Below are 22,792 nucleotides of genomic sequence, written 5' to 3' on the forward strand. Positions count from 1 at the left end.
CGCAGCGTCGCGCAGGGGGTCCCCGACCTCGCGACGTCCGCCGCGAGCCCGCCCGTCCCTCCTCACCCGGAGAGGTGCCGATGTCAGCACCAGGCACGACACCCGTGTACCCCGAGAAGATCGACGCCGCCGTCCTCAAGGTCGCCGGTGTCGTCGTCCTCGGGGCGATCATGTCGATCCTCGACATCACTGTGGTCAACGTCGCCCTGCGCACGTTCCAGACCGCGTTCGGCGGCGAGCCGCTGGCGTACTCCACCGTCGCGTGGACCGTCACCGGCTACACCCTCGCCCTCGCCACCGTCATCCCGATGTCCGGCTGGGCGGCCGACCGGTTCGGCACCAAGCGCCTGTACATGATGGCGATCCTGCTCTTCACCCTCGGCTCGGTGCTGTGCGCGACCGCGAGCTCGATCGGCATGCTCATCAGCTTCCGGGTCCTGCAGGGCCTCGGCGGCGGCATGCTCATGCCGCTCGGCATGACGATCATGACCCGCGCGGCCGGCCCGAAGCGGATGGGCCGCCTCATGGCGATCCTCGGCATCCCGATGCTGCTCGGCCCGATCTTCGGCCCCATCCTCGGCGGCTGGCTGATCGACCACTTCACGTGGCACTGGATCTTCCTCATCAACGCGCCGATCGGCCTCGTCGCCCTGGTCTACGCGTTCTTCGCCCTGCCCAAGGACAACCCGCAGCCCTCGGAGTCCTTCGACTTCGTCGGCATGCTCATGATGAGCCCGGGCCTGGCGCTGTTCCTCTACGGCGTCTCCTCGATCCCGGGCGAGGGCGGCATCGGCCACACCAAGGTCCTGCTGCCCGGCCTGGTCGGGCTCGCGCTGATGGTCGCGTTCGTGCTCTACAGCTTCAAGCCGAAGCACCCGCTGCTCGACCTGCGGCTGTTCAGCAACCGCGACCTCACGGTCTCGATCATCACGATGTTCATCTTCGCGGCGTCGTTCTTCGGCGGCCTGCTGCTGATCCCGCAGTTCCTCCAGCAGGTCCAGCACGAGACGCCGCTCAACGCCGGCTGGCTCGTCGCACCGCAGGGTGTCGGCGCGATGCTCACCATGCCGATCGCGGGCGCCCTCGCCGACCGGTTCCCGGTGGGCCGGATCGTCCCGTTCGGTCTCGTGCTCATCATCGGCGGCATGTTCACCCTCACCCAGATCCAGGCCGACTCCTCGCACTGGGGCTTCCTCATCCCGGTGCTGTTCGTCATGGGGCTGGGCATGGGCGGCACGATGATGCCGATCATGACCTCGGCGCTGAAGACGCTGACCCACCACGACGTCGCCCGCGGGTCGACCCTGCTCAACATCACCCAGCAGATCGCGAGCTCGGTGGGTGTGGCGACCTTCTCGGTCGTCCTGACCAACCAGATCAACAGCCGGCCGCTGGCGGCCCAGGGTGGCCAGTACCTCGAGGTCGCCGCCACGCAGGGCCCGAAGGCGGCCCAGGCGGCAGCCGCGAAGCTGCCCCTCGTCGGCCAGTTCTTCGCCGACCACGGCGGCAGCCCGCAGGCGGCGGCCCAGGCGCTGACCGGCCAGGTCGCCAAGCTGGCTGCCGACGCGTACGCCCACACCTTCTGGGTGGCCGCCTCGCTGGTGAGCCTGTCGCTGGTCGCCGCACTGTTCCTGCCGCGCCGGCACGAGGAGTCGCACCTGCTCGACGACGCGGACACCGAGGGGGCACCGCCGGTGATGGTCCACTGACGCAGGACCTCCTGCGCCGGGTCCGCGAGGAGTTCGGTGTCAGGCTCGTCGGCGTCCACCCCGTCGGGGTGGGCGCCGACCCGCGTGCGTCCCTGTTTCGAGGCGTCGCCGGTGACGGCCGTGCGTATGCCGTGAAGACCAGCACCGGTCCGCAGCCCGGCGTCGCGGTGGCGGGCCACCTGGCGGAGGCAGGCGTCCCCGGCGTCCCGGCCCCGCTTCCGTCGCACGAGGGTGGGACTGACGTCCGAGCGCCTCGGGGTGCGGCTGAGCGTCGTGCCGTGGGTCTCGGACCGCCGGGGCATCGAGGTCGGGCTCGAGCCGGGTCACTGGCGTTCGCTCGGCGCCCTGCTCGCCGCCCTGCACCGGGTGCCGGTCGACACCCCCGGGCTGCGGGACCTGCCGTCCGCGGGCCATGACCCCGAACCGCTCCTGCTGCGGTTGACCGAGCTCGACCGGCGGCTGGGGGCGGTCGGGGCGCGGCCGCACGCGACGAGCGCAGTTGCGGACCTGGAGACCGAGGACACCGGCGTCGGCGACCCGCACGTCGCCGCGCTGCTGCGGCTGTGGGAGGCCGGGCGCGAGCGCGTGCTCGCGGTCGGGGAGGTGGCACGCACGACGGCGGCCGAGTCGCGCGCCTGGGCCGACGCGCCCAGCGTGGTCGCGCACACCGACCCACACCCGGGCAACGTGCTGCTGGCCGACGACGAGCCGGGCGTCTGGCTGGTGGACTGGGACGACGCGGCGCTGGCGACCCCGGAGTGGGACCTCATGTTCGTGGTGGGTGGCGTGCTGGCGACGCCGACCCCGGCCGACCAGGCGGCGTTCGTCGAGGGGTACGGACCGGCGCGGCTCGACCCGGTGCGGCTCCGGTACGCCCAGGCCACCCGGGCGCTGCACGACTTCCTCGACTTCGCGGACGACGTGCTGGCGACGGAGCGGCTGCCGGAGGCGGACCGCCGGTGGTCGGTCGACGTCCTGGCCGGGCAGCTGTCACCCGACGGGCTGGTGGCGTTCGCCCTCGGGGAGGGCGGATCCGACAGACTCGGGGCATGACCTCCCCCTCGACGCCCGCCCTCGCCCGGTTCGCCGGCCGGACCGCCCTGGTGACCGGTGCCGCCCACGGCATCGGCCGCGCCATCGCGACGCGCCTGCACGCGGAGGGCGCGAACATCGTGCTCGCCGACCTCGACCCGGCCGCGGCGAAGGAGGCTGCCACCGCCCTGGGCGACCGCGCCCTGGCCGTGGAGTGCGATGTCACCGACGCGGACGCCCTCGAGCGCGCGGTGACCGCCGTCGTGGAGCAGTTCGGCGCCCTCGACGTGCTGGTGTGCAACGTCGGGGTCGCCACCGGCGAAGGGTTCGACGGGCTCGACGACGCGTCGTGGTCGATCCAGCTCGAGCCGACCCTGCACGGCACCGTGCGCACCATCCAGGCGGCCCTGCCCCAGCTGCTCGCCTCCCCGTGGGGCGGTTCGGTGGTCATGACCGGGTCGGTGAACGGGCTGGCCGCGTTCGGCAACGTCGGCTACTCGCTGGCCAAGGCGGCCCTGCCCAACCTGGCCCAGAACCTCGCGGTCGAGTACTCGGCCACCCGCGTCGGCGAGGGGCAGCGGCCGGTGCGGTTCAACGTCGTCGCCCCCGGCACGGTGCGCACCCGCGTCTGGGACGACCAGGACCCGGACGCCCTCGTCCCCCTCTACCCGTTGGGGCGCGTCGGTGAGCCCGAGGACATCGCGGCGGCCGTCGCGTTCCTCGCCTCCGACGACGCGTCCTGGGTCACCGGGATCACCCTGCCGGTGGACGGCGGCATCCTGGCCGGCCCCGCACTCGCCTTCCAGGAGCGCAACCGCGGACCGGCGGACTGAGGCCAGCGCATCCGGGCTGGTCTGGGGAGGGTCAGCCCTGGGCAGCCGCGCCGGAGTGGTCGCCGGCGATGTTGACCATCCAGTCCACACCGAACCGGTCGGTGCACATCCCGAACTCGTCGCCCCACGGCTGCCTGTCCATCGGGACCGACACGCTGCCACCCTCCGAGAGCTTGTCCCAGAAGCCGTGCAGCTCCTCGCCGTCGTCGCCCGAGAGGCTGACCGAGATGCGGCTGCCCTCGCGGTACTCCATGCCGGGCGGGGTGTCGGACACCATGAGCGTGAAGCCCTGCGGCGTCTCGAGCTGGCCGTGCATGATGCCGTCGGCGAAGGGCTGGTCGGCCTGCCCGAACTCACCGAACGTGCTCATGGTGAGGTCGCCGCCGAAGACCTGCTGGTAGAACGTGAGCGCCTCGCGGGCGGTGTCCTTGAACCCGATGTACGGGTTGAGCCGTGACGTCATCGTCGTCCTCCTACGGTGGTGGGTCGTCCTCCGAGGCTAGGAGCGACCACCGACGGTGGCGAGGGCCCGATGACGTATGCCGGTCGGTCAGCCCACCAGCCAGGCCCGGCGGAGCTCCGGGTCCCAGCGCCGCAGGGCAGTGCCGATGGCCGCGGTGGGCGAGTCCAGCGACTGCACAAGGGCCAGGGCCGCCCCGCACACCTCGGGCCGCAGCCGTCGCGCGAGCGTGACGTGCGGCACCCACGGCAGCTCCGCATCGCCGCCGTCCGGCACTCCCGGGCCGTCCCCTGCGACCGCACCGCCAGCAGGAACCGCGCGGTCTGCCGCGAGCGCGGAGTCCACGTCGACGTGGAGGCGGCCCAGCTCCGCACCGGGCCGCACGGGCAGGACGAGCGCCGGCCGCCGCTCGCCCAGGAGCGCCGGCGCGGCGAGCTCGAGCTGCAGCGGCAACCGGGCCGCGAGCGGCACCAGCGCCTCCTCCGCCGCTGCGGAGACGACCGGGACGGCTGCGAGGGTGACGTGGGGCGCGTTCGTCGGGCCGCGGTGGTCGGCCTGGCTGGGCAGGCCGGCCTCGGCCAGGGCCTGCCACAGCCCGCGCACCGCCTCGTCGGTGGCGGCGTCGAGCACGAGCTCGACGGACTGCAGCGGCACGGCAGGTCCCGGCTCAGGCCGACGCGATGTGCACGAGCGCGTCGCCGCGGTTCACCAGCGGCGCGCGGCTGTGGCCGATGACGATGCCGTCGCGGTCGGCCCGCACCAGCCGCAGCGTCCGGCCGAACGAGTCCGAGAGGGCACCGAGCCGGTCCCCCTGCGCGACCCGGCGGCCGAGCCCGACCTCGAGGTGCAGGATGCCGGTGGCGCGCGCGCGGACCCAGCCGCTCGTGCGGCAGGCGAGGCTCGGCTCCTCGGCGAGGTCCACGGGATCGGTCATGCCCAGGGCAGCCAGCACGCGGCGTACGCCCACGACCCCCGCGGTGATCGCCCACTCGTCGAACCGCCACGGCTCCCCGGCCTCGTAGAGCAGGACGGTCGCCCCCGTCTCCCGGGCGGCCGAGCGCAGCGAGCCGTCGCGCAGCTTGGCGTGCAGCATGACCGGGGCACCGAACGCCTCGGCGAGCGCCACGGTCTTCGGGTCGTCGAGGTCGGCGCGCACCTGCGGCAGGTTCGTGCGCCCGTCGGAGCCGGTGTGCAGGTCGATGCCGACCTCGCAGGGCGCGACCACCTCGGTCATCATCAGGTGCGCGATCCGCCCGGCCAGCGACCCGCGCGAGGAGCCGGGGAACGACCGGTTGAGGTCGCGGCGGTCGGGCAGGTAGCGGTCGCCCGCCATGAAGCCGTGGACGTTGACGATGGGGACGGCGATCAGGGTGCCGCGCAGGGTCTTCGGCGACAGCCCGGCGAGCACGCGCCGCACGACCTCGACCCCGACGACCTCGTCCCCGTGGATGGCGGCGTTGACCCACACGGTCGGGCCGTCCTCGCGGCCGTGCATCACCTGCACGGGCAGGCTGAGCTCGGCGCCGGTGACGAGGCGGGTGATCGGGAGGCCGACGTCCTGCTTGCTGCCGGCACGGACCCGGACGGGGCCGATCGCGAAGGACGGGCGGGCCATCAGCGACCCCGGTTCTGGCGCCGCACCGACAGCGGCGGGCGGCCGCCGAGGTAGGACCGGGAGGAGTCGACGAGGAAGCCCTGCCGCAGCGCCTCCCGGCCGACGAGCATCCGGAAGCCCATCGCGTCCCGGTTCGTGAGGGTGACCTCGGCGGTCACCGGGCGGCCGACCAGGGACAGCTCGAGCTGCACGACCAGCCGGTCCTCGAGGTGGCCCGAGGAGCTGCGGACCGTGCGCCGGTCGTGGACCGGGCGCTCGACGGTGACGGCGTCCTGGGGCGAGCGCTGCCAGGGGTGCACGGAGAAGCGCACCCAGTCCTCACCGTCCCGGTCCTGCTCCTCGACGTCGAACGCGTGCAGGGCCGACGTGCGTGCCCCGGTGTCGAGCTTGGCCTTGAGCCACGGGACACCCACCCCGGGCAGGCTCACCCACTCGCGCCACCCGACGGGGGTGCTTAGATGGTTCGGCTTCGACACCGGTCCATCTTGGCAGGGACGTCCCCGTGAAACTGGCAATCCTCTCGCGTGCCCCCCGCACGTACTCCACCCAGCGCCTGCGCACCGCGGCCCTCGACCGCGGGCACGACGTCAAGGTGCTCAACACCCTCCGGTTCGCCATCGACCTGTCCGGGCCCGAGCCGGACCTGCAGTTCCGTGGCCGGCCGCTGTCCGACTACGACGCGGTCGTCCCGCGCATCGGCAACTCGATCACGTACTTCGGCACGGCCGTCGTGCGCCAGTTCGAGCAGATGGACGTCTACACGCCCAACACCGCCAACGGGATCGCCAACTCCCGCGACAAGCTGCGCGCCACGCAGATCCTGTCGCGGCACAACATCGGTATGCCGGCCACCACGTTCGTGCGCAACCGCGCCGACGTGAACGCCGCCATCAACCGTGTCGGCGGAGCGCCGGTCGTCATCAAGCTGCTCGAGGGCACGCAGGGCATCGGCGTCATCCTCGCCCCGGAGATCAAGGTCGCCGAGGCCATCATCGAGACGCTCCAGAGCACGCAGCAGAACGTGCTGATCCAGGCGTTCGTCACCGAGAGCCGCGGCCGGGACATCCGCGCCCTGGTCGTCGGCGACCGCGTCGTGGCGGCCATGCGCCGCACGGCGCAGGGCGGGGAGTTCCGGTCGAACGTGCACCGTGGCGGCACGGTGGAGGGCGTCGAGCTGACCCCCGAGTACGAGCAGACGGCGGTGCGGGCGGCCCAGATCATGGGCCTGCGGGTCGCGGGCGTGGACATGCTCGAGGGCAACGAGGGACCGCTCGTGATGGAGGTCAACTCCTCGCCCGGGCTCCAGGGCATCGAGACCGCGACCAAGCTCGACGTCGCCGGCGCGATCATCGACTACGTCTCCAACCAGGTCGCGTTCCCCGAGATCGACGTCCGCCAGCGGCTCACGGTGTCGACGGGGTACGGCGTGGCCGAGCTCGTCGTGCACTCGGCGTCCGACCTCGTCGGGCAGCCGCTGCGGGACTCGGGCCTGACCGACCGCGACATCACGGTGCTGACGCTGCACCGGGGGACGCAGGTCGTCCCCAACCCCAAGCCCGGCCAGCTGCTCGAGGCCGAGGACCGGCTGCTGTGCTTCGGCAAGCTCGAGGAGATGCGGTCGATGATCCCCGAGCGCCGTCGCCGCCGGGCCAAGGTGCGCAAGCTGCCCAAGCAGCCCATCCACGAGGGCTGACCCGCGCCGCCTGCCCGTCAGCCCGCAGGCGGGTACTGCCAGGCGGTCACGTCCATGACCGCGCCCTCGACGACGTCGATGCGCGGCGCCGTGCCGTCGAGCGGGAGCCGTATCGGCGCCTTCGCGCCGGGCAACGTCACGGAAACGAGCTGTGGGCTCGTCGTGTCGGCCATGGCGCGGTAGCCCTTCCACGAGAGCGCGGCGACCGCCTCACCGCCCCTCGGGAGCAGCCCGATGCGCCGCGCCGGGACAACGGTGCCGTATGCCGTCGTGGTCGACCGGCGCACGTCGACGCCGAGGTCTCGTCCCGCCTGGGCGAGCGCCACGGTCGGGAACCCCTCGACCCAGCAGGCGGTGTCGCTGCCGTTGCTGACGACCAGCGTGACCGCGGACGTGCCCATCGCCGAGTCCCAGCCGCGTGCCGACAGGGCGAGGTCGCCGGGCGTGCACGCCCTCGCTGCCGGCACGGCCCGGGGCTCATCGGTCGGGGCGGCCGAGGGCGACGGCATGGTCGGGACGGCCTCCGGCGTGGGCTCCACGACCGGCGGGCGGGAGGTCGGCGCGGCGAGGGCCGTCGGGTACAGGTCACGCTGCAGGGTCTCGAGGGCCGCCAGCCCCGGCGGGCTGGCGGCACCCACCAGGGCGGCCAGGAGGACGACGGCCCACCCGGTGGTCGCAGCGACCCGAAGGCCCCGCCGGTCGAGGCGCACGAGGCCCGCGACCACGGCTGCGGCACCAGCGGCCGCGCCGAGGACGAGGCCCGCCAGCAGCCAGCCCCACGAGTCGCCGCCGGGCCGTCCCGGGGCCGACCAGTGCACGGTGGCCGCCACCACCACGGTGGAGAGCACCACCGCCCCGACCGCCGCCAGCCCCGCGCCGAGCAGGGAGCCGAGGTCACCCGCCCGCCCGGACCCGCGGAGGCGCAGGTCGACCAGCCAGGCCAGGAGCAGCATGGCGGTGACGCCTGCGGCGAGGAGGAGGGCGGACCCGCCGAACAGCCAGAAGGGCGCCGCCGCGAGCACTCCCACGGCGACCGCCGCAGCCCGGCCGGCTGCGGAGACCGCCACCCGCCACGTCCCCGCGCCGGGTCCGGCCACGACAGCCGCGACCGACCCCTCGTCCACCACCGCGGGCGGTCAAACGGTCGCTGCACCCCCAGCCGCCCCGGGCTCGGCCGGGGCGCGGGGAGCGAGCCCCCGGCGGACCAGCGTCGCGAGGAGGCCGGCGATCAGGAGGGACGCGCACACGGCATACCACCACCCGAGCTGGCGCTGGGCGGCGACGTTCGCGACCTCGTCGCACAGTGCACGGTCTCGCTCGCAGGGGGTGTCACCCCAGACGGTCTGGTACCGGCCCCAGGACCACCCGACGACGAGCATGCCGACGAGCCCGCCCGCGACGAGCAGCCTGCTCCCCCAACGCCCCCACGTCATCGGGCCACCCTAGGCGACGTCGCGCCGGGCACTCCGCGCCGGGCACCCCGCGTCAGGCGGGCTGCAGCGACTGGGCCAGCAGCGAGTACCCCAGCCACTCCGGCACCTCGCGGCGCACCGATGCCGGGCCCTCGACCACCACCTGGCCCGAGCGCAGCGCCTGGGGCCAGACCAGCTCGCCGCGCCAGATGCGGGTCAGCGTCCGCAGGCTCGTCTCGAGCGTCGCGGTGACCTCGTGGCCGGGGTCGTAGTCGCACAGGTCGACCTCCCCGTGGGCCACGACGAGCCACCAGTGCGACACGGGCCGCGCCACGTCGTCGAAGGAGATCCGCAGGACGGTCCGCGAGCGCGGCCAGCGGTCGACCGGGATCGAGCGCCGGACGTCCCAGAGCAGCAGGTGGGGGTCGTAGTCCTCCTCGCCGAGGTCCCCGATCCAGCGAAGTCCCCACTGCCCCAACGTGTTCACGACCGGCTCCAGCTCGCGGCCGCAGTCGGTGAGCTCGTAGACGACCCGCTGCCCGCGCACCGAGCGGGCGACGATCCCGGCCCGCTCCAGCGACCGCAGCCGCTTGCTCAGCAGCGCCGGCGACATCTTCGGCACACCACGCCGCAGCTCGTTGAAGTGCGTGCTGCCCATGAGCAGCTCGCGCACGACGAGCAGGGTCCACCGCTCGTCGAGGACCTCCATGGCCTTGGCCACCGGGCAGAACTGGCCGTACGACGTCATCGCGCACACTCCTCGGCTCGTGCCCACCAGTAGACGCCCGGCGGCGAGCCCCCGGCTAGTACAGATCGAGAACTGCTCCCGGTACACATCCGGCACTGGAGCGGGCCTGGGCCCCGGCCGCACGCTGGTCCGGCAGGACGGACCAGCGAGGAGAACACCATGACTGCACAGACCGGCACCGCCGGGACCACCACCACCACCGCCGTCGACGACACGGCGCTCAAGGCCGCCCACCGCGCCCTGTGGGCGCTCGGCGACTACCCCGCCGTCGCGTCCGAGGTCATCGCCGCGCTCGGGCCGCGGCTCGTCGCCGCCGCGGGGATCGGGCCCGGCCACCGGGTGCTCGACGTCGCCGCGGGCTCGGGCAACGTCGCCGTCCCGGCCGCCGCAACGGGCGCCGCCGTGACCGCGAGCGACCTGACGCCCGAGCTGCTCGACGCCGGCCGGGCCCTGGCACGCGAGGCGGGGGTCGAGCTCGCGTGGGAGGTCGGTGACGCCGAGCGCCTGCCGTACGACGACGCCACCTTCGACGCCGTCACCTCGTGCGTCGGCGTGATGTTCGCGCCGCACCACCAGCCCGCCGCCGACGAGCTGCTGCGGGTCTGCCGCCCGGGCGGCCGCGTGGCACTGGTCAACTGGACGCCCGCAGGTTTTATCGGGCAGATGTTCGCGACGATGAAGCCGTATGCCGCGCCGCCGCCGCCCGGAGCCCAGCCCCCGCCGCTGTGGGGCGACGAGGACCACGTCCGCGAGCTGTTCGGCGACCGGGTCACGGGCCTGGAAGCCGTGCGCGAGGAGCTGCCGGTCGACCGGTTCGCCGACGGTGGCGAGTTCCGCGACTTCTTCAAGGCGTACTACGGCCCGACGATCGCGACCTACCGCCGCATCGCCGACGACCCCGACCAGGTGGCCGCCCTCGACACCGCCCTGGCGGAGCTCGGCGACCGGCACCTCGACGACGGCGTCATGCCCTGGGAGTACCTGCTCGTGACGGCCACCCGCCGCTGAACGGTCCCGGGCACCACGGTCTTTGAGCGGTCGCAGCGGTCCTGACCACCGGGATCGCTCAAAGACCCGCTGAGGGGGCAGCGGGTCAGGCGCGGAGCTTCTCCAGCCTGGCCCGCAGCGCCGCCTCGCGGTGGGCGTTGCCGTGCAGGCCGATGTACCGCTGGCCGAAGACGGCGAGCAGGGCGTCGTCGAGCCGGCGGACGGCGGCCGGCGCGTGCCGGTACCCCATCCGCGCGGTGATGCCGTCGACGTCGATCGAGCGCAGCAGCCCCGCCAGCTCGTCGAGCGAGGTGATGCCCAGCTCGAGCAGCAGCCCCGAGATCCACGCGTAGTGGTCGGTCCGCGACCAGCGCGCGCCCTGGAACTGGCCCGCGAGGAACGTCGCGAGGTCGGCGGCGCTGATCCGCGGGTCGTCCTGCCCGGTCGGCACCTGCTGGCCCTCCATGCTCGCCTGCAGCCGGTCACGGATCTCCGAGAACTCCCGGTCGGCCAGCTCGAGCAGCCCCGCGGCCAGCGTGAACCGGCGGTCGAGGTCGGGCACGTGCTCCTGCGGCACCGTGCCCTTGTAGCGGATGTCGTGCTCGAACTCCGCCCACGCGTGCTGGAGGATCGTGCGCACCTGCACCGAGGCGGTGCGCCCCTTGAGCCCCTCGTATGCCGGGGGCAGCGCCTTGAGCGGGTCGGGTGCCACGAGCAGGTGCCGGCTGGCATACCCGAACCGTCCCTGGCGGGCGGTCTCGCGACCCATGTCGCGGTCGTCGATCACGCTGAACTGGTCGGCGAGGACGTCGGCCACGGCCGTGACATCACCGCGCAGGTAGGTGACCACCCGGACGCCGATCTGGTCGGTGACGTCCTTGAGCGGGTCGGCGTAGACCGGCTGGCCGTCGACCGTGCGCGCCGCCTTGGCCGCGAACGACTCCACGCTCTTGGTGCGGCCGGTCACGCTCAGGTAGTTGATGCCCGCGTCGTCGAGCAGCTCGCGCACGAGCGCGGTGAAGCCCTCGGTGACCTCGACCAGCCCGGGCCGGAGCACGGCATACCGCTGGACGGGGTCGTCTCGCTGCTCGTCGCTCACCCCGACAGGCTATTGGCCCGTGCGCCCGTCGATCCGCTCCCGGATCAGGTCGGCGTGGCCGCAGTGCCGCGCGTACTCCTCGATGAGGTGCACGAGCAGCTCGCGCAGGGTGATCGGGTCGCGGGTCGGGTGCTGGCTGACGATGTCGAGACTGTCCGCCCGGTCGACGAACTGCTCGGCGTGGGCCACCTCGCGACGCCACGCCTCCCACGCCTCGGTCACGACCGCGTCGTCCGCGACCGCGCCGTCGAAGTCAGCGTCCCGGTCCTGGTCCTTGCCCCACAGGCGCGGGATCTCGTTGCCCTCCATGGTGATCCGGAACCACACCTGCTCGACGTGGGCCAGGTGCCGCAGGAGTCCCAGCAGCGACATGGTCGACGGCTCCACCGACCGGCGCGCCATCTGCTCGGCGTCGAGGCCGTCGCACTTGAGCTCGAACGTCATCCGGAAGTGGCGCAGGTATTCGAGCAGGACGCTGCGCTCGTCGGTCGCCGAGCTGCCCGCCGCCGCCCTGGGGTCGTCCTCGGGGTCGACCCACAGGTCGGGGAACTTCTTCGCCTCGGAAGCCATGGTCGGCATCCTCTCAGCGCAGGCGGGTGGCGAGGAGGGCGGCCAGCCGGTCCATCTGCTGCACGTGCGCGGAGTCGCCGTCGGTCTGGAGCACCGCCGGGCCGTCACCCGCGGTGATGATGGCCACGGCATACCCACCGACGATGCCCATCTGGCGGGTCTCGGTGTCCGCGCGCAGCCAGCCACCCTTGAACGACCCGGCCCCGATCCGGCCGAGCCCCCACCGGTGCGCCGCGATGGGGTGCATCTGGCCGAGCAGGAAGGCGCTGGCCTCCGGGGAGACGACGCGGCCGGAGTGCAGGGCCGTCATGAAGCGCAGCTGCTGGCGCACCGTCCACTGCATCGAGCCCTGCGAGGTGTCGGGGGCCGAGGTCGTGGTGTCGCCGATGCTGCGCAGGACGCGGTCGATGGCGGGGCCGGGCCGGCCGGGGATCTCGTTCCGGATGGCCACGACGGCGTCGCCGTCGGAGGCGGTGAGGGCGGCCTTGATCCAGCCGCGCTCCCGGGCGGGGATGCGGCTCGGGTCGCCGTCGACGACGGTGTCGAGGTACGCCGCAACGACGAGGACCTTCGACGTCGACCAGGCGCGGTAGCTGGGGACCGAGCCCTCGACGTGCACGTCGGCGGGGTTCGAGAGCGGGGCCCAGGCGATCGCGTTGCGGGTGTTGCCGCGCAGGCTGGTGAGGCCGGTCGCGGAAGGCTTCGGGGTCGTCGCCCGCGAGGTGGGCTTCACGGTCGGCCGGGGCTTCGCCGTGGTGGTCGCCCTGGTCGTCGCAGGACTGGTCGTCGTCGTGGTGGGGGACGTCGCGCTCGTCGTGCCGTCCGGGGTGGTCGGCCCGGCCGTCGTGGTGCGGGACGTCCGGTCGGTCGCCTGGGCACACCCCGTCACCAGGACGAGGACCAGCCCGAGCCAGAGCGTGCGACGCATCCGACGACGATAGACGCCCCACCCACCCCGCGGGGCCTGCGCGCGAAACGGCAGTTGCGTGCGTGAAACGGGACTGCGGGACTGCCGTTTCACGTCAGCAACTGCCGTGTCGCGGGGCCAGCGGGTGGCTGTGACGTATGCCGGGCACGCGCCCGGACAGGGTCTGGGCGCCTCAGGTTGCCTTGAGGGTGCGGGCGAAGAGCGCCTCGAGCTCGGTGAACATGCGCTCGGTGGCGGCCTCGTCGTACATAGAGGTGTCCGACATCGAGTACCCGTGCGCAGCGCCCGGGAAGACCTCGTTGCTCGCGGTGAGCCCGGCGTCGGACAGCGCCGCCCCGAGCTTCTCGACCTGCTCCGGCGGCATCGAGCCGTCGTTGTCGGCGTGCCCGAAGACGTACTCGGCCCGGGCCGTCGCCAGGGACAGGTGCGGGCTGTCCGGGGCGTCGGTCGCCAGGGCGCCGCCGTGGAAGCCGCCCACCGCGGCATACCGCTGGTCCAGGCCCGACGCACGGATGGCGAGGCGCGCCCCCATGCAGAAGCCGACCGTGCCGAACGGGCCGCGCGGGTCCACGCCCTCGAGCCCGGCCAGGGTGTCGGTCCAGACGCGGAGGTCGGCCTCGGCGCGGGGAGCGGTGATCGCCTCGATGCGCGGGCCGGTGTGGGCGAAGAAGGCCTCCCGAGCGCCCGGCTGGCGCAGGTCGGTGGTGGGGCTCGTCTCGGCGGCGGTGCCGCTGCGGTAGAGCACGTTGGGGGCGAGCACGACGTAGCCCCACGAGGCGATGCGGTCGGCCATCTCGGCGATCCGCGGCCGCAGCCCGATCGCGTCGATGAAGAAGAGCACGCCGGGTCCGCTGCCGCTGTCGGGGCGGGCGACGTACGCCTCGGCCGGTCCGTCGGGGGCGTCGATGGTGACGAGGTCCATGGGTCGCACGCTAACCCGCGAACCCGGGACGCGCCGATCGGCCCCCGGTCGGCCGCCGCACCCGGACCGACGGTCCAGGCGGGACGTGCCGGCCGCCCGCGCGGAGGGCGCGATCAGGCGACTGGCGAGCCGAACCGGGCGACGTGGTGCCACACCTTCTTGAGGTCCTGCGGGTCTTCGCTCCCGGCCCGCACGGCGTCGCCGACGACCGCCGCGTCGAGGACCCCGTCGCGCGCCACCCGGCGGCCGACCTCGACGACGTGCGGCCCGCGGAAGTCGTGGTGCCGCTCGAGCTCGTCGACGGTGAGGCGCCGCCCCTCGTGCCACTCGACGGGTATGCCGAGGGCCTGCGCCTGCGCCTCGGTCGCCGTCCCGCGGTGGGCCGGGTCGAGCACGAGCGCCTCGACATCGGTCGCCAGCGCCACCGGGCCGTGCACGTGCGCCTCGACGTAGTCGTCGAGGACCCCGCCCTCGCTGAGCTCGAGGGCGTCGGTGAGCGGGCGGGCGTCGAAGGCGTCGGCGAGGGGCAGCAGGTCGAACCGCCGGGCCGTCCCGAAGTCGACCGGCTCGAACACCGAGTCCGGGAAGCAGAACGTCGCCCGGTCCAGGACGTGCTCGGCCAGCCGCAGGTGCGCCGAGCCGAACCGCAGCGAGCCGCCGGTGGGGCGGCGCCGGTGGTTGAGCGCGCCGTACCGGGGGCGCTCGGCGGCGGGGGCGTCGTCGTACGCGTGCCCGAAGATCCGCTGCTCCCACCGCCACCGGTTGCCGCCGGGGTGCGCGGTGAGGCCGCCGTTGCTGGTCCCGGTCTCGAACTGCGACCGGTAGACGCCGTCGCGCGCCAGGTGCTCCAGCACCGTCAGGCCGTGGGAGACGCGGTCGGGGTGGAAGTTCACCGTCACCCGCAGGCTCCGGTCGAGCGGCGGACCCTGGGCGAGTCCGTCGACGTGCGCGACGGCCGCCCTCGCCCACCGGCTCGCCCCGACCGCCCCCGCGGCCTCCCCGAGCGTCTCCCCCTGCGTCATGCCGGCATTGTGGCCCACCGCCCGGCGTCGCGGCGCACGCTGTGGCACGGTGGCCGGGTGAGCACCGACGACCAGCCGCTGTGGGACCTGCTCGGCACGACGCGACGGGCGGTCCTCGCCACGATCCGCGGCAACGGCCGCCCGCAGCTGTCCAACGTGGGCTACCTCTGGGACCCCTCCGCCCGCACGGCACTCGTCTCGGTCACCGACGACCGGGCCAAGACGCGCAACCTGCGCCGTGACCCGCGCGCCAGCCTCATGGTGACGACGCCGGACCTCGGGGCGTATGCCGTGGCGGAGGCCACCGCCGAGCTCGGCCTCGTGGCTGCCGCCCCGGACGACGAGACGGTCGACACCCTGGTCGACCACTACCGCGCCCTCAACGGCGAGCACCCGGACTGGGCCGACTTCCGGGCCGCGATGGTCCGCGAGCACCGGCTCCTCGTCACCCTGCGCGTCGACCGCGTGTACGGCTGGGCGCCGTCCGGCGGCTGAGCCTCGCACCGAGGTCACCCCCGCGCCCGACTGCACGCCCCGACGAGCGACCCGGGCCGGGCACGACACAATGCCCGGATGACCGACGCCGGTGCCGACGAGGCACGACAGCTCCTGCTCGCGAACGCCGACCGCACGGTCACCGGGCCGCTCGAGGACCCGGCGGTGTTCGCGGCGGTGGTCGGCGTCGAGCGGCTGGTCGTCGCGACCGGCTCGACCGACCCCGAGGTGCTGCGCGCAGCCCTGCAGGGGCGTCTGCCGGACCACGGCCACGGCTCGGACGTCGCGAACCTCGTCGCCGAGGGCGAGCGGCACGTGGCGGCGGGTCTGGTGCGAAGGACCAACCGGCAGGCGGTCGACGCCGCCCTCGTGAACCCCGACGCCGGCGCCTACGAGGTGACGACGGACGCCACGCTCGTGCGTGCCGCGGTCCGCGCGGCGCAGCGGTCGCTGGACGCCATGCCGTACTACGGGCTGCGCTACGGCGAGCGCGGGTCCCGCTTCGCCAGCACCGACTCCGCGTGGCTCATCTCGCTCGCCCACCTCGGCGAGGAGCGCGCCACGCGCCAGGTCGCCTGGCTCTGCCGGGTGCTCGCCGGCCGCGGCATGCCCTCCTGGCTCATGGAGCTGCACCTCGACGAGCTCGTGGCGGAGGTGCGTTCGGTCGCGGGCGAGGAGGCAGTCGGCGCGCTGCCGGCAGCAGCCGCGGCCGTGGCGACCGCCCGCCGCCGGCACGTCGACGACGACCTGCTGGTCCTGGCCGACGGCTGGGCCGACGACTCCCTGGGAGACGAGCTCCCCGTGCCGCGCACCGGGGCGCTCCTGGCGGCGGCCACCGCCGACGCGCTGTCGGGGGTGACCCACGACGACCACGTCCTGGTCGACTGGCTCACCGACCCCGCCCGCGTGCGCCCCGAGGTGGCCGACACGATCCACTGGGTGCGCCGCCAGGTCCGCGACACCGCCCGCTGACCCGCCACCCGCTGCCCCCTCCCGTGGGCGTGCCCGCAGGACGCGGACAGGGACGGCGCCGTGGCTCGACGCCGCCCCTGTCCCACCCGGTCCGGTGGAGGTGTCGCGGACCGGAGCCTTTTCGGGCGCGGGTGGTCCCGTCCGGTTACCGCCCGTCCTCGGTGCGCAGGTAGGCGCCCGGGACGTCGTTCGGCGCGTACACCTTCGGGTCACCCGGGTAGGGAACCGCGAAGCCGTGCGCCTGGTACCAGGTGAACCGGTTCATCTGCTCGGGCCCGGCCGAGTCCGGGACCGCGTTGGGACCGTTGAAGGCCTGGGCCGTGCGCCAGTGCTCCCACTGGGCGGCGACCCCCTTCATCGACGGCGGGACGGCCGCCTCCCTGGGCTGGGTCGACGGCGCCGCAGTCTCCGCGCCCGCAGGGGTGTCGACACCACATTCGGGGGCCGGCGTGACGCCTTCGGTGAGCGGGATCCTGTTGGCCACCTGGGTGAACGGGGTCAGGTCGGGCTTGGCCTGGAAGGCGTCGAACATCGGCGTCGCCGCGGCCAGCTTCTGGTTCAGCGGCTGCGCGCCGAGGATCTGCTGGATGGTCCGCACCATGTTGATCTGCGAGTAGTAGGTGCTCACGACCTTGCCGTGCACGGCATACGGGCTGATGACCTGCACGGGGGCCCGGTGGCCGTCCACGTGGTCCGCGCCGTCCTGGCTGTCGTCCTCGACCACGAAGATCGCGGAGTCCTTCCACCACCTGCTGTGCGAGATCTGGTCGACGACGCGGCCGACGGCGAGGTCCCCGTCGGCCACCTGGGCCCGGGCGTCCGGCGCCCCACCGGTGTGGTCGCTGGAGAGCCACAGCATGTTGAGGTTCGCCGGACCCTTCTTCTCGAAGTCCTGCTTCCAGACCTGGTACCGGTACGTGTCCGGGATGTTGACGTCGAACTTCGGGTAGTCGTGCACGGTGATCGCGTTGAGCGACGGGATCGGCGACTCGGTGTCGGACTTCACCGTCGGGCCGGTGAGGGCGCTCGGGTCCACCCCGCCCTCGACGGCCCTGGTGGTGCAGTAGTACTGCTGCCACGTCGCCCCCGCAGGCTTGGTGAGGAACTGCGTGAACTCGCCGTAGTTGAGGGCGCTGCGGTGGGCCGACTCGACCGAGGTCCACAGGAACCCGGACCGCTGGTGCCCCAGCACGTCGTCCTCGGTGTCGTAGCTGCGGACGTACTCGCCGGCACTGGACTCGGTGTACTCCGGGTCGTCGCCCTGCATCAGCCAGTTGTGGCCCTCGGCGGAGTTGGTCCCGATGTCGTAGACGTTGTCGTACAGGCCGAACTGCTTCGCGAGGGCGTGCTGGTTGGGCGTGACGTCCTTGCCGAACTGGGCGAGCGTGGCGTCGCCGTTGCCGCGGGCGTCGTCGCCGTAGACCTGGTCGTAGGTGCGGTTCTCCTTGACCAGCACGAACACGTGCTTGATGGTCGACGGGTCGCCGATGCGACGCGGCACCGGCACGGCCGCGACGCTCGACCCCTGGGACTGCTGGACATCGGCCCGTCCCCAGGCGTTCTGGTGGAACACCTCGGTGGTGTAGCGAGCGAGGCTGGAGTCGGCGGGCATGGCGAAGGTGGTGAGCGACGCGGTGGTGCTGTGCGTGTCGTGGCCGCTCACGACCGGGACGCCGTACCCCTTGTCGGTGGTGATGGCCGGACCCCGCGCGTCGATGCCGCGCGTGTTGGTCACCACGACCTGGTCGCCGATCGTCACGACGTCCTCGGGGTAGTAGTCGGTCGGCAGCAGGCCGCGGTACCCCACGGGGTCCTGCGGGTCGCCCGACCAGCTGTAGACGGCGAGGGCGTTGGCCCGGCCGAGGCTGACGAGAAGCCGACCGCTCCTGGTCAGGGCGATGCCGGTGGGGGCGTAGCCGACCGCCGAGCCGCTGTAGGGCTGGGTCGCGATGGTCTGCACGACGGCGCCCTTGCGGGTGTCGACGACCGAGACCGTGTCGTTGCCGGTGTTGGCCACGAACAGGGCCGACCCGGCGGCATACAGGGCAGTCGGGTGCAGGCCCACCGCGATCGAGGCGACCGGGGCGGACGCGCTGCTCGGGTCGATGACGCTCAGCGTGCCGGTGGTCGAGGTACCGAGGTAGGTGTCGGCGGGGACGTCCGTGCCGTACGAGTTCATCGTCGGCTCACCGGGGCGGGCAGGCCGACCGCCCTCGTTGCTCACGTAGAGGCGGCCGCCGACGAGGTGCAGGGCGCGGGGGGCGGTGCCGACCTTCCACGTCTGCCGGACGACCCCGGTCGCGGGGTCGAGGGCCAGCACGGAGTTCTGCCCGTTGGCCGCGACCCACAGGGTCGAGCCGTCCGGGGAGTAGAGCGAGCCCGCGGGCAGGGCGGAGTTGCCGGCCACCTGCGGCAGGGCGAAGCGGGTGGCGGCGCCGAGGGTCCCGTCGGGGTTGACCGGGAACCGGGTCATGGCGTCGCGCTGCGGCAGCCAGAGGAACTTCCCGTCGGGCGAGTACGTCGGGCCCTCCTGCCCCACGGTGCCGTCCGAGAGCACCTGGTCGACGCCCTTGGCCTTGCCGACGCGGTAGACGAGCCTGCGGGTGGAGAGGTCGAAGACCTGGAGCGCCACGCCCTTGTCCATGCTGCTCGCGGCGAGGAACCGGTGGTCCGGGCTCAGGGTCGAGCCCATGAACTTGCCGTACTCGGTCATGACGCGGTCACCGATCGGCTCGATGACCTGGTTGTCGGAGACCTGGAGCCCGTCGGCGTACTGCGTGCCCACGGTGCGGGTGCCGAAGACACCGGTGTCGGCGTAGGCGATCGCCCCGCCGACCACGGTGAGCACCGCGGTGCCGGCGACCGCGAACCGCAGCCGGCGGCTCCCCCGCCCGAGGAGGGCGGAGGGCACGCCGGCGGTCTGCCGGCGCTGTCGAGTGACCTGCATGATCATCCTTTCGAGGGGGGTGGAGCCATGAGGTCGACGAGGCCGTCGACCTGCCAGAGGGGGTTGGCCTGGTCCCCGTCCGGGGTGCGGACGGTGAAGTAGCCGTTGACCTCCTTGGGGCCGTCGCCGTCCGCGACGAACCGTCCGTCGGCCGCGACGTCGATCTGGTAGACGGCCGAGCCGACCGCCCGCGCCCCGGGGAGGTGCCACGTCACGACGCAGCGCCAGTCGTTGCCCGGTCCCTGCGCGGCATACCGGCCCCCGGCGCGGTCGCACGTCGCACCGGTGGCCAGCTGCTGCTCGGTCACGGGTGGCCGGTGGAGCTCCTCGGTCTGCAGCCGGTACAGGTGGGCGAACGAGGTCGCCACGGCCCGCTCGACCTGCGCCTGCTCGATCCCCGAGCCGCGGGCCGGCGTGGCCAGGGCGACGAGCGTCGTGGAGGCGGCGAGGACGCCGACGAGGGGGAGGGCGCCCAGCAGGAGCGCGCGGCGGCCGGTGCCGTCGTCGGTCGGGTTCGCGAAGTCACGGCGGACGAACAGGAGGTGTGCCGCGGCCGTCGCCACCGCCGTCCAGGCCAGCGCCGTGGCGAGGCCGGCGAGCACCGGGCCGGTCTGGGCGGGTGCGGTGAACAGGCCGCGCCAGCCGAGGAGGACCTGGCTGGGCAGGGCGAGCCGCACGACCGCCGGCAGGGGGAAGAGCTGGGCGCCCTGGAGGACGACGGCGAGCAGCGCGGGCGCCGCGAGACCCATGGGTGAACGGCCGAACGCGACCGAACCGAGCAGCCCGACCGCGGCGTACACGAGCGCGCCGACCAGCGCGCACCCCCAGGCCAGCAGGACGAGACCCGCGGCGCGGCCGGTCGGGACGTGCTGGCCGGACAGCCCGACGAGGTCGTGCCCGGCGCCCCCCAGCAGGCCGCCGACGATGCTCGACGCGGTCAGCCCCACGACCATGAGGCCCACGACGGCGGCCGACGAGAGCGCCTTGGCCGCGAAGATCCGGCGCGGGGAGCGCACGACGAGGAGCAGGTGGCGCCACGTGCCGAGCCGGTCCTCGACCGCGAACGCGTCGCCGGCCACGAGCGCGGTCAGCAGGGGCAGCGCCCAGGTGCAGCAGAAGCCCAGCACCACCAGCGACCCCGCCCAGCCGCTCGCGTGCATCCACCGCCCGAACACCGTGTCGGCAGGCAGCTGGGTCTGCTGGCCGACCGCCACGACGAAGGCCGCGGGACCGAGCCAGCAGGCGGCGAGCGCGACCCGCACCCGCCACTGGGCGAGCAGCTTGACCAGCTCGAACCGCAGCGTGCGGCCCAGCGGTGCCGCGGCGACGGACGCCCCCTCGGCCGGCGCATCCTCGGCTCGGCGGTGGCGGGCCGTCGGCGGAGCGACGCCTCCGACGAGCTGGTCCCGGGGCGGGGCGAGAGACGAGTCGGTGGCCCCCACGTCAGGCCACGTCCGCCGGCTGGGCATCGCCGTCGACCAGGGCGATGAAGGCAGCCTCGAGGGGCGGGGTGACCGGCGTCAGCTCGCGGATCGCGATGCCGGACCGCACCAACCTGGTGACCAGCTCGTCCATCATGGCCACGGAGCCACCCACGACCAACTCCCCGGGCGAAGTCCGATGGGTGCCACCCTCGGCCGCGACCCACACGCCGCGGACCTCCAGGGCGAGCCGCCGCGCGGCCTGCGCGTCGGAGGTGACGAGCCGGTGCTCCAGCCACTCCGTCCTCGTTGCGAGCTCGGCCACCGGCCCGGTGAACACGACCCGGCCGGCCGACAGGATGGTGACCTCGTCGCACAGGGTCATCAGGTCGCCCATGTTGTGGCTCGACACCACGACGGTCGCGCCCTCGTCCGCAAGGCGGGTGAGGATGCGCCGGATGCCACGACGTCCGGCGGGGTCGAGGCCGTTGGTGGGCTCGTCGAGGACGAGCAGCCGGGGCCGGCCGAGCAGGGCGCCGGCGAGGCCGAGCCGCTGCCGCATCCCCAGCGAGAACCCCCGCAGCCGGTCGTCGGCGACGTCGGTGAGGCCCACCTCGGCGAGGGCACGGTCGACCTCCGTGGCGTGACCCCCGTCGAGCTCGGTACCGCGCCCGCCCCCCCCTCCCCGGCGGTTCGGCCGGCCCCGCGCAAGGTGGCGACTGCGGTCAGGTTCTGGCGCGCGGTGAGTGAGGGGTACAGGGCCGGAGCGTCGACGAAACCGGTGACGCCGGCGGGGACCCCGAGCGTGCGTGACACCGGGACGCCGAGGACCTCGAGCTCACCGCGGTCCGGCACCGACAGCCCGAGCAGGGAGCCGAGCAGGGTGCTCTTGCCCGCGCCGTTGGGCCCCACGAGGCCGTGGACCCGGCCCTGCGGGATGTCGAGGTCCACCCCGTCGAGGGCCACGACGTCGCCGTAGGTGGTGGTGATCCCACGCGCCCGGACCGCGGGGACGGTCACCGGAAAGCCTTCTGCCTCAGCACGTCGGCGACGTTAGGCAGCCCCCGTCGCCGGTGAGCGTCACCGGGGCGAACGCCCGGCGAACGTTGGGCCGACCCCTGTTCACCCAGCGCGGGACCGCACCCGTCGCGCGGCTAGGACCCCGACCCGGTCGGCGAGGTCCAGCCCTTCCGTCGCAGGCGCTCGATGCCGTCGAGGAGCACGTCGAGGGCGAAGTCGAACTCGAAGTCCTCGTCGCAGCCGGTGGCGTCGGGCCGCCGGGCGCGCGCGTCCGTCGCGATGGCCACGATCGTCGGGTAGTCCGCCGGGTCCGGCTCGGGCCCGCGACCCCGGCGAGCCGGCGCCGACGACCCGTCCGCCTCCGGCGCGTCCGTGAACAGCTCCGGGCTGAACCCCCAGATCCGGTTGCCCAGCAGGTGCATGACGTGGTGCGTCTGGTCGGGCGTGAACCCGCCCGCGAGGAAGACCGCGCTCACCCGCTCCATGTGACCGAGGACGGCTGGCGTCCGCACGGTCCGGGACTCGATCGCCCTCCGGGCCCAGGGGTGGGCGCCCACCACCCGGCGCGCACCGTGCAGCGCCTCCCGGACGCCGCCGCGCCACCGCGTCGGTGAGGCCGGGGGCCGCACGGCCATGTCCTCGACGAGGACGTCGACCATCCCGGCGAGGAGGTCGTCCTTGTCGGCGACGTGCTTGTAGAGCGCCATCGGCACCACCTCGAGCACCTCGGCCAGCCGCCGCATCGTCACCGCGTCGAGGCCCTCGGCGTCGGCGAGCTCGACCGCGGCGCGCAGGACCTTGGTGCGGGACAGGGACTCCCGGCCGCCACGCGGCATACGGCCCTCCACGGGTTGGGGTTGACGAGGTGTACAGCGTACACCTACCGTTCCCGACATCGAGGTGTACG

The 22,792-nt window shown here is 73.8% G+C and carries 23 protein-coding genes and 1 pseudogene; 7 read left to right on the forward strand and 17 right to left on the reverse strand.

Annotation, left to right across the window (positions count from 1 at the left end; genetic code table 11):
- Positions 1-80: 80 nt before the first annotated feature.
- The 3 genes from J2X64_RS07575 (at position 81) to J2X64_RS07585 (ending at position 3,574) form a co-directional block, all read left to right on the forward strand.
- The gene (locus J2X64_RS07575; RefSeq protein ID WP_310151847.1) at positions 81-1,709 is read left to right on the forward strand and encodes a DHA2 family efflux MFS transporter permease subunit; all 1,629 of its coding nucleotides are present in this window, start codon (positions 81-83) and stop codon (positions 1,707-1,709) included.
- Between the two features lie 231 nt (positions 1,710-1,940).
- On the forward strand, positions 1,941-2,762 hold the full coding sequence (locus J2X64_RS07580; protein WP_310151851.1) for a phosphotransferase: 822 nt from the start codon (positions 1,941-1,943) through the stop codon (positions 2,760-2,762).
- Positions 2,759-3,574 carry an SDR family NAD(P)-dependent oxidoreductase gene (locus tag J2X64_RS07585; RefSeq protein WP_310151854.1) on the forward strand — a complete coding sequence of 272 codons (816 nt, stop codon included), beginning with the start codon at positions 2,759-2,761 and terminating at the stop codon, positions 3,572-3,574. Before J2X64_RS07580 ends, J2X64_RS07585 begins: the two co-directional genes overlap by 4 nt.
- Positions 3,575-3,605: 31 nt before the next feature.
- Here the strand turns inward: J2X64_RS07585 and J2X64_RS07590 are convergent, their stop codons facing one another.
- From J2X64_RS07590 to J2X64_RS07605, 4 genes are all read right to left on the reverse strand, one after another.
- On the reverse strand, positions 3,606-4,037 hold the full coding sequence (locus J2X64_RS07590; RefSeq protein WP_310151857.1) for a VOC family protein: 432 nt from the start codon (positions 4,035-4,037) through the stop codon (positions 3,606-3,608).
- Positions 4,038-4,124: 87 nt separating this feature from the next.
- Positions 4,125-4,688 (reverse strand): 2'-5' RNA ligase family protein, encoded by a 564-nt coding sequence (locus J2X64_RS07595; protein ID WP_310151860.1) that lies wholly within the window; start codon positions 4,686-4,688, stop codon positions 4,125-4,127.
- Positions 4,689-4,701: 13 nt separating this feature from the next.
- The gene (locus tag J2X64_RS07600; protein ID WP_310151862.1) at positions 4,702-5,649 is read right to left on the reverse strand and encodes a succinylglutamate desuccinylase/aspartoacylase family protein; all 948 of its coding nucleotides are present in this window, start codon (positions 5,647-5,649) and stop codon (positions 4,702-4,704) included.
- On the reverse strand, positions 5,649-6,125 hold the full coding sequence (locus J2X64_RS07605) for an ATP-dependent zinc protease (RefSeq protein ID WP_310151865.1): 477 nt from the start codon (positions 6,123-6,125) through the stop codon (positions 5,649-5,651). The genes J2X64_RS07600 and J2X64_RS07605 overlap by 1 nt, the downstream gene beginning before the upstream one ends.
- A gap of 26 nt (positions 6,126-6,151) precedes the next feature.
- On the opposite strand from J2X64_RS07605, the gene J2X64_RS07610 reads away from it, so the two are divergent.
- On the forward strand, positions 6,152-7,342 hold the full coding sequence (locus J2X64_RS07610) for a RimK family alpha-L-glutamate ligase (RefSeq protein WP_310151868.1): 1,191 nt from the start codon (positions 6,152-6,154) through the stop codon (positions 7,340-7,342).
- Positions 7,343-7,359: 17 nt separating this feature from the next.
- Here J2X64_RS07610 and J2X64_RS07615 read toward each other — a convergent pair whose 3' ends face one another.
- Genes J2X64_RS07615 through J2X64_RS07625 form a run of 3 tightly spaced genes read right to left on the reverse strand, consistent with a single transcriptional unit; the run spans position 7,360 to position 9,502 of the window.
- Positions 7,360-8,469, reverse strand: coding sequence for a DUF4232 domain-containing protein (locus J2X64_RS07615; RefSeq protein WP_310151871.1), 1,110 nt, complete (start codon positions 8,467-8,469; stop codon positions 7,360-7,362).
- A 9-nt stretch (positions 8,470-8,478) separates the two neighbouring features.
- On the reverse strand, positions 8,479-8,775 hold the full coding sequence (locus J2X64_RS07620) for a hypothetical protein (protein ID WP_310151874.1): 297 nt from the start codon (positions 8,773-8,775) through the stop codon (positions 8,479-8,481).
- A 52-nt stretch (positions 8,776-8,827) separates the two neighbouring features.
- Positions 8,828-9,502: a helix-turn-helix domain-containing protein gene (locus J2X64_RS07625; protein WP_310151877.1), complete on the reverse strand. Its 675-nt coding sequence runs from the start codon at positions 9,500-9,502 to the stop codon at positions 8,828-8,830.
- Between the two features lie 159 nt (positions 9,503-9,661).
- Here J2X64_RS07625 and J2X64_RS07630 point away from each other — a divergent pair, with 159 nt between their 5' ends.
- Complete coding sequence (locus J2X64_RS07630; protein WP_310151880.1) at positions 9,662-10,510, forward strand: methyltransferase domain-containing protein; 849 nt, start codon at positions 9,662-9,664, stop codon at positions 10,508-10,510.
- Positions 10,511-10,595: 85 nt separating this feature from the next.
- Here J2X64_RS07630 and J2X64_RS07635 read toward each other — a convergent pair whose 3' ends face one another.
- The 5 genes from J2X64_RS07635 to J2X64_RS07655 all read right to left on the reverse strand — a co-directional run bounded on the left by J2X64_RS07635 (position 10,596) and on the right by J2X64_RS07655 (position 15,030).
- Positions 10,596-11,588, reverse strand: a complete 993-nt coding sequence (locus J2X64_RS07635) for a GTP pyrophosphokinase (protein ID WP_310151883.1) — start codon at positions 11,586-11,588, stop codon at positions 10,596-10,598.
- A gap of 9 nt (positions 11,589-11,597) precedes the next feature.
- On the reverse strand, positions 11,598-12,158 hold the full coding sequence (locus J2X64_RS07640; protein WP_310151886.1) for a DinB family protein: 561 nt from the start codon (positions 12,156-12,158) through the stop codon (positions 11,598-11,600).
- Positions 12,159-12,171: 13 nt separating this feature from the next.
- Positions 12,172-13,086, reverse strand: a complete 915-nt coding sequence (locus tag J2X64_RS07645) for a hypothetical protein (protein WP_310151888.1) — start codon at positions 13,084-13,086, stop codon at positions 12,172-12,174.
- Between the two features lie 172 nt (positions 13,087-13,258).
- Positions 13,259-14,008: a dienelactone hydrolase family protein gene (locus J2X64_RS07650; protein WP_310151891.1), complete on the reverse strand. Its 750-nt coding sequence runs from the start codon at positions 14,006-14,008 to the stop codon at positions 13,259-13,261.
- A gap of 113 nt (positions 14,009-14,121) precedes the next feature.
- On the reverse strand, positions 14,122-15,030 hold the full coding sequence (locus J2X64_RS07655) for a DUF3626 domain-containing protein (RefSeq protein ID WP_310151893.1): 909 nt from the start codon (positions 15,028-15,030) through the stop codon (positions 14,122-14,124).
- A 57-nt stretch (positions 15,031-15,087) separates the two neighbouring features.
- Between J2X64_RS07655 and J2X64_RS07660 the strand changes: the two genes are divergently transcribed.
- Positions 15,088-15,525 (forward strand): PPOX class F420-dependent oxidoreductase, encoded by a 438-nt coding sequence (locus tag J2X64_RS07660; RefSeq protein WP_310151896.1) that lies wholly within the window; start codon positions 15,088-15,090, stop codon positions 15,523-15,525.
- A gap of 78 nt (positions 15,526-15,603) precedes the next feature.
- The gene (locus J2X64_RS07665; RefSeq protein WP_310151899.1) at positions 15,604-16,497 is read left to right on the forward strand and encodes a hypothetical protein; all 894 of its coding nucleotides are present in this window, start codon (positions 15,604-15,606) and stop codon (positions 16,495-16,497) included.
- 145 nt (positions 16,498-16,642) lie between these two features.
- On the opposite strand, the gene J2X64_RS07670 is transcribed toward J2X64_RS07665, so the two are convergent.
- The 5 genes and pseudogenes from J2X64_RS07670 to J2X64_RS07690 form a co-directional block, all read right to left on the reverse strand.
- Positions 16,643-19,444, reverse strand: a complete 2,802-nt coding sequence (locus tag J2X64_RS07670) for a bifunctional YncE family protein/alkaline phosphatase family protein (protein ID WP_310151904.1) — start codon at positions 19,442-19,444, stop codon at positions 16,643-16,645.
- Positions 19,445-19,446: 2 nt separating this feature from the next.
- On the reverse strand, positions 19,447-20,886 hold the full coding sequence (locus J2X64_RS07675; RefSeq protein WP_310151908.1) for an ABC transporter permease: 1,440 nt from the start codon (positions 20,884-20,886) through the stop codon (positions 19,447-19,449).
- Between the two features lies 1 nt (position 20,887).
- Complete coding sequence (locus J2X64_RS07680; RefSeq protein ID WP_310151910.1) at positions 20,888-21,478, reverse strand: ABC transporter ATP-binding protein; 591 nt, start codon at positions 21,476-21,478, stop codon at positions 20,888-20,890.
- A gap of 161 nt (positions 21,479-21,639) precedes the next feature.
- Positions 21,640-21,885 (reverse strand): annotated as a pseudogene (locus tag J2X64_RS07685) (ATP-binding cassette domain-containing protein); the annotation flags it as partial.
- Between the two features lie 134 nt (positions 21,886-22,019).
- Positions 22,020-22,721, reverse strand: coding sequence for a TetR/AcrR family transcriptional regulator (locus tag J2X64_RS07690; protein ID WP_310151914.1), 702 nt, complete (start codon positions 22,719-22,721; stop codon positions 22,020-22,022).
- Positions 22,722-22,792 lie beyond the last annotated feature (71 nt).

Origin of the sequence: Phycicoccus sp. 3266, assembly GCF_031456495.1 — a bacterium.
Lineage (GTDB): Bacteria > Actinomycetota > Actinomycetes > Actinomycetales > Dermatophilaceae > Pedococcus.